Annotated in this window: 2 protein-coding genes; both read right to left on the bottom strand. The window is 70.1% G+C overall.

Annotated features, from left to right (window positions below; translation table 11 throughout):
* Positions 1-45: 45 nt before the first annotated feature.
* Positions 46-5,871, bottom strand: coding sequence for an amino acid adenylation domain-containing protein (locus tag ACLBYD_RS05245; protein ID WP_447815859.1), 5,826 nt, complete (start codon positions 5,869-5,871; stop codon positions 46-48).
* Between the two features lie 169 nt (positions 5,872-6,040).
* On the bottom strand, positions 6,041-11,845 hold the full coding sequence (locus tag ACLBYD_RS05240) for an amino acid adenylation domain-containing protein (RefSeq protein ID WP_447815674.1): 5,805 nt from the start codon (positions 11,843-11,845) through the stop codon (positions 6,041-6,043).
* Positions 11,846-11,868 lie beyond the last annotated feature (23 nt).

Here is an 11,868-nt window from a genome sequence, read left to right as displayed (position 1 = left end):
CGGTGCGGGCCGCCCCACCGTGGCGGGATGTCGAGTTGTGGCCGGTCAGCGCCTCTCGTCGAGACGGCGACCGATGGCGGGTCCGATGACCGCCCACGCCTTCCTGGTGGCCATGTCCCAATGGGAGACCGGCACCTCACGTGTGGTCACCAGCCCGTTCACGTAGGGATACCAGGCCTCGGTGGAGGACATCGGACGATCGGTCTCGGCGACGAAGACCGTCAGGTCACCGTCGTAGACCTCGGGACGATGCGCCGCGAGGACCGAGTACGAGTGCCGGACGCCCTCGACGATCCGGGTGATCCGTTCCGGGGACAGGCTGTCGAACGGAGCCGGCAGAGCCTGCACCACCTGCTGCGCGCTCTCGGCGGTGAGCTCGGTGAGGGGGATCTCCGCAGCCGGGCCCTCGGCCGGGATGCCGAGCACGTTCGCGACCGTCGGGGCGGTGGCCGCGGTGGGCTGCGCGTCGGCCCGCGCGGCCCCGGTCTCGGGGTAGGCGTCGAGGATCGCCAGGGTCGGGACCTGCTCCCCCGCCCGTCGCAGCCGGACCGCGACGGCGTGGGCCAGGATGCCGCCCATGGACCATCCGACGAGATGGTAGGGGCCGTGCGGGTGCGCCTGCCGGATGAGCCGGACGTACTCGTCCGCCCAGGCGTCGATGTCGCCGGGCAGGTCGCCCGCCTCGCCGAGCGCGGGCGACTGCAGACCGTAGACGGGACGGTCGCCGAGGTACGGCACGAGGCCGGCGAAGCCCCACGCGAGGCCGGTGATGGGGTGGATGCAGAACACCGGTGCACCGTCCCCACCGGAACGCAGCGGCAGCAGCGGGTCGAGCCCGGCAGTGCCGAGCGTGTCCGTCTCGGACGTGCTGTGCGAGTCGATCCGGGCGGCGAGTTCCTCCACACCCGGGTGCAGGAACAGCCACGGCAGCTCCACGTGGGCGTCGAGCCGGTCGCGCAGGCGCGCGGCGACCTTGACCGCGCTGAGCGAGTTGCCGCCGATACCGAAGAAATCGTCGTCGAGACCGACCGGGTCGTCGCTGCCGAGCACTTCGGCGTAGACCGCCGCGACCGTCTCCTCCGTGCCGGTGCGCGGTGCGCGGTAGGGCGCCGTGACGACCTCCGCCTCCGGGAGTGCCTTGCGGTCGACCTTGCCGTTGACGTTGAGCGGCAGCGCGTCGAGGGTCACGAAGCCCTGCGGGACCATGTAGGACGGCAGCGTGCGCGCCAGCGCGCCGCGGATCGCCGTGATGTCGGGGACTCCGCCGGTGGGGACGACGAACGCGACGATCCGGTCGCCGTGCTGCACCGTCACCACCGCGTCGCGGATCTGCGGCAGCGCCCGCAACGCGGACTCGATCTCCCCGAGCTCGATGCGGAAACCACGCACCTTCACCTGGAAGTCGGCCCGATCGAGGTACTCGAGCGTGCCCGACAGCTGATCGTCGTCGAACCGCCAACGCACGAGATCGCCGGTGCGGTACAGGCGTGTGCCGGGGTCGCCGAACGGGTTGGCGACGAACCGCTCGGCGGTCAGCTCCGGACGGCCGGAGTAGCCGCGCGCGAGCTGGGTTCCGGCGAGGTAGAGCTCTCCGGCCACTCCCGGGGGCACCGGATGCAGCCGCTCGTCGAGGACGAAGACCTGCGTGTTGGGGATCGGGCCGCCGATCGGAACCGAGCTCTCCCCCGTCTCGGTGACGCGGTGCGCGGTCACCGAGACCGCCGCTTCCGTCGGCCCGTACAGGTTGACGAGATCGGTGTGCGACCGCTCGAGGGTGCGTTCGGCCGTGTCGACGGGAAGCACCTCACCGATCGCGAGCACCCGTCGCAGCGAGTCGGGCAGTTCCCCGTCGGCGTCGTCGAGCAGCGCATCGAGCATCGAGGGCACGACGTGCAGGGTCGTCACGTGCTCACGACGGATCAGGTCGTTGAGGTAGGCCGGGTCGCGGTGGCCGTCGGGTGCGGCGACGACGAGTTTCGCGCCGGAGGTCAGCGACGACCAGAACTCCCACACCGACAGGTCGAAGGTCGCTGCGGTCTTGAGCAGCACGGCGTCGCCCACGCCGAGGCGGTATTCCTTCCGCTTCCAGACGAGCTGGTTGACGATCGCCTCGTGCGGGACGACCACGCCCTTCGGCCGCCCCGTCGACCCGGACGTGTAGATCACGTAGGCGGCGTTGCTCGCGCGCAGCGGAGCGAGGCGGTCGGCGTTGCGGATCTCCTTGCCGCTGTAGGCGGCGAGGTCGACGGTGTCGACCTCGATGGTCGGCCGGTCGCCGGGCAGGTCGAGGCGGTCGCGGCTCGTCGTGAGAACGCAGGCGGGGTCGGCGGATCCGAGGATGTACTCGACGCGTTCACGCGGGTGGTCGGGGTCGAGCGGCAGATACGCGCCGCCGGCCTCGACGACCGCGTACATCGCGACGACGAGGTCGATCGAACGTCGGATCGGGAGCGCGACGACCGTCTCGGGACCGACGCCGTGCTCGATCAGCATCCGTGCGAGGCGTCGGACCCGGTCGGCGAAGTCCCCGTAGGTGAGTTCGCCGTTCGCGTCGACGAGCGCGCACGCCGTGGGCGTCGTGCGGGCCTGGTCGTCGAACAGGTCGGCGAGGGTCCGGCCGGGACCCACCGCGAGCTGCTCGGCCTCCCAGGCTTCGAGCATCGCGGCGAGCTGGTCGGGCTCGTGCAGGTCGATGTCGCCGACCACGACGTCGGCGTCCTCGGCGACGGAGCGCAGGATACGCAGGTAGCGGTCGACCATGCGCCGGATCGAGGCTTCCTCGAACAGGTCGGTGGCGTAGCCGAATTCGATGTCGAATCCCCCCGGTCCGCCGTCGATGCCCTTGTCGACGATCGTCACGTGCAGGTCGAAGCGGACCGACGAGGACGACGCGTCGAGCGCCTCCACACGCAGGCCCGGCAGCTCGAGCGCGTCGATGGTGAAGTTGTGGTACGACAGCCCGACCTGGAAGAGGGGGTGCCGGGACGGCGACCGAACGGGGTCGAGCACCTCGACGAGCCGCTCGAACGGGATGTCGGCGTGGTCGAAGGCCTCGATGTCGACGGTGCGGGCCTGCTCGAGCAGATCGGCGAAGGTGCCGCCGAGATCGACCTCGGTGCGCAGCGCGAGCATGTTGACGAACATGCCCACGACATCGTCGAGTTCGGGCGCCGAGCGTCCGGCGACGGGGGTCCCGATCACGACGTCGTGGGTGTTCGACAGGCGCGCGAGGAGTGCGGCGAGTGCGGCGTGCACGACCATGAACGGGGTGGTTCCCGCTCGGCGGGCGAGGCCGGTGATCGCCTCGTGGACGTCGTCCTCGAGTTCGACGCGCACGGCACCGCCGCCCGCGCCGAGGATCGCAGGTCGCACGTGGTCGGTGGCGAGATCGAGATGCTCGGGGACACCGGCGAGCGCGTCCGTCCAGTACGCGAGCTGACGGCCCGCGATCGATTCGGGGTCGTCGTCGGTGCCGAGGACCTCCCGTTGCCACAGCGTGTAGTCGGCGTACTGCACCGGCAGGGGCGCCCAGTCGGGCGCGTGCCCACCGACACGTGCGGTGTACGCGGTGACGAGGTCGCGCACGAGCGGCGCGAGCGAGGTGCCGTCGCCGGCGATGTGGTGCAGGACGAGGACGAGCACGTGCTCGTCGGGTGCGGTCGCGAACAGGTGCGCACGGACCGGAACCTCGGCCGTGACGTCGAATCCGCGGCCCGCGACGCGCCCGAGATGCTCCGGCAACTCACCGGCGGGCACCTGCTCGACCGGAACGTCGACGACACGTGCTCCCGGTTCGAGGATGCGCTGCTCACCCACACCGTCGATCTCGGGGTAGACGGTACGGAGGGTCTCGTGACGCTCGACGAGGTCGGCGAACGCCGCGCGCATCGCGTCGACGTCGAGTCCACCGGTCAGACGCACCGCGAGAGGGATGTTGTACAGGGCGGATTCGGGATCGAGGCGGTTGAGGAACCACATGCGCTGCTGCGCGTAGGACAGCGGCAGGTGTGCGGGTCGCGGGCCGGCGACGAGCGGTACCGCGCGGTCGGAGCCGGCCGCGTCGAGGTGCCGGGCGAGTGCCGCGACGGTCGGCTCGTCGAACAACGCGGCCGCGCGGACGGTGACGCCGAGACGCGCCCGGATGCGGCCGACGACGGACGTCGCGAGGAGCGAGTTGCCGCCGAGATCGAAGAAGTCGTCGTCGAGTCCGACCCGGTCCACACCGAGGACGTCGGCGAAGACGTCCGCGACGGCCTTCTCGGAAGCGGTGACGGGAGCGCGGAATTCGGCGACGGTCGCTCCCACCCCGGGAAGCGCCGCGCGGTCGACCTTGCCGGAGGGGGTCAGCGGGATGCGGTCGAGGGGCACGACCGCGGCGGGGACCATGTACGTCGGAAGCACGCCGGCGACGTGTTCGACGAGGCTGCCCGGATCGAGCGGGCCGTCGGCGCCGTGCACGTAGGAGACGAGTTGTGTCTCCCCGGCAGGGGTCTCGCGGCCGACGGTGAAGGCGAAGTCGACCCCCGGGTGCGACGCGAGTGCGGCGTCGATCTCCCCGAGTTCGATGCGGAATCCTCGGACCTTGACCTGGAAGTCGTTACGGCCCACGTAGACGATGCCCGACGAGGGCGTCTCGGGTCCGCGCACGACGTCGCCGGTGCGGTACATCCGCGCACCTCCCGGCGCTGCGACGAATCGCGCGGCGGTCAGCCCGGGGCGACCGAGATACCCGCGGGCCACCCCCGGCCCTGCTGTGTAGAGTTCGCCCGCGACACCGACGGGGACGGGGTGGAGTCGCGAATCGAGCACGGTCTCCGCGACATTGCCGATGGGAGGTCCGATCGTCACCCGGTCGCCCGGGGTGAGGGGTTCGGAGATGTTCGAGACGATGGTCGTCTCGGTGGGTCCGTAGACGTTGTGGAAGCGGCGGCCCGGCGCCCATCGCGTCACGAGTTCGGGCGGGCACGCCTCGCCGCCCACCGCGACGGTGCCGAGTACCTCGAGACCGGCCGGGTCCACCGAGGCCAGCGCAGCGGGTGTGACGAATGCGTGTGTGACCCCGTGCTTCCGCACGACATCCGCGAACTCCGACCCGCCGAAGACGGTCAGCGGGGCGACGACCATCGTCGACGACGCACCCACCGCCAGCAGGAGTTCCAGCACGGAGGCGTCGAAACTCGGTGACGCGAAATGCAATGTGCGCGACTGCGGCGAGAGTCCGTAGCGCTCCACCTGTTCGGCGCAGAAATTGGCGAGCCCCGAATGCGTCACCACGACGCCCTTCGGGCGACCGGTGGAGCCGGAGGTGTAGATGACGTACGCCGCGTTCTCCGCGCGGACGACACCGCGTCGCTCGTCGAAGAAGACGGGCTCCGAGGACATCCCGGCCGATTCGTCGCACACCTCGGCCGAATCGAGCACGAGTGCGGGTACCTCACCGGGCAGAGCGCCGGCGTGTTCCTCGGTGGTCAGGACGAGCCCGACCGCCGAATCGTCCAGCATGTAGGCGATGCGATCGGCGGGATAGGTGGGGTCGACGGGCACGAACGCCGCGCCGGTCTTCGCCACCGCCCAGGTCGCGAGGACGGATTCGAGGGAGCGCGTGAGGAACGGCGCCACGCGGTCCTCGGGACCGATCCCGCGCGAGATCAGAAGACGTGCAAGGCGTGACGATGCCGCGTCGAGTTCGCGGTAGGTGAGAGCGCCGGATTCGGAGACGACGGCGATACCGTCCGGATTCCGTTCGACGGCAACGGCGAGCAGATGGGGCAACGATGCGGTCGGTGCGCTGCGGCGCAATCTCCGAGGCCTGCCCGACGTACGGATCCCGGAAACGGATCCCTCGTCCGAGTGGGCCGAGTCGAAGTCCATCGCATTCGTCGTCATACCACTCCCCGATCGCGCCGGGGGACGGTACGGCTGATGAACGCACGCCGAAACAGGCACGCGTCCTAGCGCATCGACGTGATCAGGCCCCCGACTGCCGAATCACGTTCGCCGAACTACACGAGTTTTGCACAGTAGTACAGACGCTGCCACTTCACTCGCCGACACGGAGTGTCGAGTCGCGCTCGTAGGCTTCACAATTCGGACATACGCGGCGGTTGCACCAGGCGGCGAGGAGTGGGCCGACGGTGCGACACGCGTGCTCGCCCGTCATCGCCCAGTGGGACACGTCGATGTCGTGGCGGTGCACCCGTCCGGTGACGAACTCGGTCCAGTCCCGCCGGGAATCGTCTTCCGGCGACGACGAACTCCGCGACCCCACGAAGAGCAGGTCGCCCTCGAAGCGTTCCGGCAGATGCCGTTCGAGGACGTCGAACGAGTGGCCGATACCGGCGAGCAACGACTCGACGGACGGGAAGACGTCGCCACCGTGTTCGACACGTTCGAGAATCGATGTGATATCCCCGACATGCGGCGTCGCGCGGTCGCCGTTGTCGAGACCGCTCAGCGCCGCGAGGGCCACCGACTGCGGATCGACGGACTCCGGCAGCGGGGCCGGGACGTGCGCGTCGAGCAGGACGAGGGAGCCGACGGAGCTCCCGTGTCGTTGCAGTTGCACGGCCATCTCGTGCGCGATCACTCCGCCCATCGACCACCCGACGAGGTGGTAGGGACCGTCGGGATGTGCGCGCCGGATCTCGTCCACGTACAGGGCCGCCCACTCCCGGATCGATCCGGGAAGCTCCTCGGTGCCCGACAGCGCGGGCGACTGCAGTCCGTAGACCGGACGACCGGCGTCGACGAACTCCGCAAGCCGCGAGAATCCCCAGGCGAGGCCGACGACGGGGTGGACGAAGAAGACCGGCTCACCGGAGGCGGGTCCCGTGCGCAGGGGGAACACGACGTCGAACGCCGTGGACGCCGACTCCTCACCGTCGCGCTCGCTGCGTTCGATCCGCTCCGCCAGCTCGGCGACGACGGGGTGGGCGAACAGCCACTCGAGAGGCACGGGACGCTCCAGCGCCTCCGCGAGTTCGCTGACCGCCCGGACCGCGACCAGCGAGGTACCGCCCGAGCGGAAGAAGTCGTCGTCCCGTCCGACCGACTCGATGCCGAGGACCTTCCCGAACACCTTCGCAACGGCGGATTCGACGGTGGTGGCGGGCGGACGGTGCTCGGCCGGCGCGGCCGGGACGAGTGGGAGGGCGTTCCGGTCGAGTTTGCCGGTGCTCCCCTTCGGCAGGCAGTCGATCGCGCGGATGTCGGCCGGGACCATGTAGTTCGGTAACCGTTCGCCGAGCGAGGTCCGCAGGGCGGCGGTGTCCGGTGCGGTGCCGTCCGAGGTGACCACGAAGGCCACCACGCGGTCGCCACGATGTGCGTCCTGCTGCACCGTTGCCGCCGCGGCAGCGACGCCGGGGCATGCCCGGAGTGCGTCCTCGATCTCACCGAGCTCGATCCGGAACCCGCGGATCTTCACCTGGAGATCCCGGCGACCGACGTAGTCGAGTTCGGGTCCGCGTGCGGTCGTCACCCAGCGCACCAGGTCCCCGGTCCGGTAGAGACGCCCTCCGCTGCCAGTGGGGTCGGCGACGAACCGGCCGGCGGTCTCACCTGCCCGCGCGACGTAGCCGCGCGCGAGTTGCTCGCCGGACAGGTACAACTCCCCGACCGCGCCGAGCGGGACCGCACCGAGGCGGTCGTCGAGCACGTGGACGCCCGTGTTCCACACCGGTGTCCCGATCGGCACGCCGTGGACGTCGGCGTCGGTCACCGGGTGATCGGTCACCGAGACGGCCGCTTCCGTCGGTCCGTAGAGATTGACCAGTTCGGCGTCGCTGCGGGCCGCGAACTCCTGCGCGGTCGCGGCGGGCAGGGACTCGCCGATGGACAGCACACGCCGCAACGTCGGCGGAAGTCGATCCTCGACGCCCGACAGGAGCATGCCGAGCATCGTCGGAACCCCGTGGAAGGTGGTGACCCGTTCGCGTTCGAGCAGGGCGATCATGGCGCGGGGGTCGGGGTGGCGTCCACGGTCGGCGATCACCAGCCGGCCACCGCACGTCGACCAGCCCCAGAACTCCCAGACCGACAGGTCGAAGGTCGCCGGGGTGTGCAGCACCGACACGTCGTCGGGTCCGAGGTCGAACCGCTCCCGCAGCCAACGCATCTGATTGGTGATCGCACGATGGGTGACAGCAACACCCTTGGGGACCCCCGTCGAACCGGAGGTGAACAGGACGTACGCGATGTTCTCCGGTCGCAGCGGGGCGAGCCGCTCGGCATCGGTCACCGGCGCTGCGGACAGTCCCGCGTGGGCGGGATCATCGACGTCGATCACCGCGGCACCGCCGAGATCGACGGCCGCGGACGCCCCACCCGCACGTACGACGACGGCGGGTTCGGCGGCCGCGACGATCTGCGCGATGCGTCCGGGCGGCAGAGAGGGGTCGAGCGGAACGTAGGCTCCGCCGGCGACGGACACCGCGTACATCGCGACGACCAGCTCGACGGATTGTCCGATCATGAGGCCGACCCGGGTCTCGGGGCCGACACCGGCCGCGATCAGCGCACGCGCACACCGGTTCACGCGCTCGTCGAATTCCCTGTAGGACACCGACGTTTCCTCGTGAACGAGGGCGATCGCATCCGGGCGACGATCGGCGTGCGCCCGGAACGGATCGGGAAGGACGGATGCGTCCGACCGGCGGTACTCTCCCCTGCCGATGTCGAGCAGCCGGGCCCGCTCGTCCTCTCCGATCATGTCGGCATCGCCGACGGGACGTGACGGGCAGTCCACGAGTGCGGCGAGCACGCGCGTGAACATGGACGAGAACGAGCGGGCGGTCTCCTCGTCGAACAGGTCGGCCGCATACGTGAGCCGACCCGCCAGCCCGCCGCACCGCCCGTCCTGGTCGACGCGCTCGCCGACGAGCAGATGCAGGTCGAACTGCGAGATACGGGTGTCGGGGACCAGACTCTCGACGGACAGACCGGGAAGGTCGAGCCGGGACGGTGCGAGGTTCTGGAACGACAGGCCCACCTGGAAAAGCGGGTGCCGTGCCAGGGATCGGGCCGGATCGAGCGCTTCGACGAGCCGCTCGAACGGCAGGTCGGCGTGGTCGAAGGCCTCCAGCACCGTCGCGCGACTGCGGTCGAGGAGTTCGTCGAAGGATTCGGCGGGGTCCACGACGGTCCGGAAGACGAGGGTGTTGACGAACATGCCGATGAGGTCGTCGAGCAGCGGATCGGTGCGCCCGGCGACGGGGGTGCCGATCGCGATGTCGCGCGTCGCCGCCAACCGGGTGAGCATCACCGCGAAGGCGGCCTGGGCGACCATGAACGGGGTCGCACCGTGACGCGCGGCGAGTTCGCGCAACTGCTCGTGGACGTGGGCGTCGACCTCGACGTCGACACTGCCCCCGCGGTGCGACTGCACGGTCGGCCGGGGACGGTCGGTGGGCAGATCGAGCTGGTCGGGCAACCCGTCGAGGGCGCGCCGCCAGTAGTCGAGTTGCCGCGCGGCGACCGATTCCGGGTCGGATGCCTCACCGAGCGCATCCCGTTGCCACAGTGCGTAATCCGCATACTGGACGGCCAGCGGCGGCAACTCCGCCGTGGTCCCGGTCGCGCGTGCGGCGTAGAAAGCGGCGAGGTCGCGGGTCAGCGGCGCGAGCGACGCTCCGTCGGCGGCGATGTGGTGCACGACCACGACGAGCACGTGTTCCGTTGCATCCCGGCCATTTTCGATACTGCTACCGCAACGCAACAGTCGGGCCAGGACCGGAACCTCACGGGTGACGTCGAACCGGGTCGAGAGGACGGCGTCGACCTCGGACCTCACGGCGTCGGGATCGACTTCGACCGGCAGGAGATCCGGCAGGAACGCCTCGACCGGGAGGACCTCCTGCACCGGGACACCGTCGATCTCGGGATAGACGGTGCGGAGCGATTCGTGCCGAACGACGAGATCGCGGACCGCCGCCTGCATCGCCGCGGCATCGAGATCTCCGGTCAGCCGGACGACGATCGGAATGTTGTATGCCGCAGAGGAGTCGAATCGTCCGAGGAACCACATGCGTTGCTGCGCCAACGACAACGGCACCCGCTCCGGACGCCGCCGCGCCGCCAACACCACACTCCCGGCCCCGGCACCGACGGTGTCGATATCGACACGGGCCGCCAACTCCTGCACCGACGACGCCTCGAACACCACCGGCACCGCCACCCGATACCCCAACCGCGCCGACAACCGCGCCACCAACCGCGTCGCCGCCAACGAATTACCACCGAGATCGACGAACGAATCGTCCAACCCGACCCGCTCGACCCCCAGAACCTGCGCGACCTCCTCGGCCACCGCGATCTCCACCGGTGTCCGCGGCGCCCGATACTCGGCCACCTCGAACACCGGCGCCGGCAACGCCGCCCGATCGACCTTCCCCACCGGCGTCAGCGGCACCTCGTCGAGCACCGTCACCGACGACGGCACCATATAACCGGGCAACACCTCCCCCACCGACGCGCGCACCTGCGCCGGATCGAGCACCACCCCCACCTCGGGCACCACATACGACACCAACGCCGACTCCCCCGACGCCAACGCCGCCCCCACCGTCACCGCGAAACCGACCCCCGGCACCGACGACAACACCGCATCGATCTCCCCCAGCTCGATCCGGAAACCCCGGATCTTGACCTGGAAATCACTGCGTCCCACATACTCGAACACCCCATCGCCGCTGCGACGCACCAGATCCCCCGTCCGGTACATCCGGCCACCCGGGGTGAACGGATCGGCCACGAACCGCGCCGCGGTCAACCCGAACCGACCGTGATAACCCCGCGCCACCTGCGCCCCGGCCACATACAACTCACCGACCACACCCTCGGGCACCGGACGCAACCGCTCATCGAGCACGAACGCCCCCACCCCCGCGATCGCCGACCCGATCACCACCGGCGCATCGGGCACCAACTCCGCCGACGAGGTCGCCAGAATCGTCGTCTCCGTCGGACCATAGGCATTGAAGAACCGCCGCCGACCCGGCACCGACCACCGCCGCACCAGATCCGGGGTGAACGACTCGCCCGCCACGACCACCACACGCAGATCGTCCAACCCGGCAGGATCCATCGACCCCAACGCACCCGGCGTCATGAACACATGCGACACCGACTGCGACGCAATCACATCCGCCAGATCCGGACCACCACCGACCCCCGCCGGCGCCACCACCACCGTCGCACCCGCCGAGAACCCCACCCCCAACTCGAGCAACGACACATCGAAACTCGGCGAACACACATGCAACACCCGCGACGAGCCATCGACCCCGAAATGCTCACGCTCGGCCGAAATCACCCCACCGACACCGGCATGCGAGACCACCACACCCTTCGGCCGCCCCGTCGACCCCGAGGTATAGATCATCCACGCCGCATCCGACGGCTCGAGCGAACGCACCCGATCCGCATACGAGACCGGACGCGACGACAACTGCCCCACCTGCGCGGCCACCGACACCTCGTCGACCGCCACCACCGGCACCGACCCCGCCGCCTCGGCCACCACCTGCGCCACCGACGCCACCGTCAACGCCAACACCGCACCCGAATCGGCCACCATGAACTGCACCCGCTCGGCCGGATAACCCGGATCCACCGGCACGAAAGTCGCCCCCGACTTCGCCACCGCCCACAACACCACCACCGACTCGAGCGACCGCGGCACCGCCACCACCACCGCATCCCCCGGCCCCACCCCACGACCGATCAACCACCGCGCCCACCGCGACGACACCGCATCGAGCTCCCGATACGACAACGACCGAGAACCCTCCACCACCGCCACCGCATCACCGGCCGACTCCACCGCCGACACCAACAACTGCGGCAACAACACACCACGACGACCACGGG

It is taken from the genome of Rhodococcus sp. C26F (assembly GCF_053345925.1).
The sequence above is the reverse complement of the archived record's forward strand: the minus strand, read 5'-3'. Positions and strand labels throughout refer to the sequence as shown.

Excerpts from the sequence above, each read along its gene's own strand:
- ACLBYD_RS05245 (WP_447815859.1), bottom strand. The coding sequence starts at position 5,871 with ATGGACTTCGACTCGGCCCACTCGGACGAGGGATCCGTTTCCGGGATC.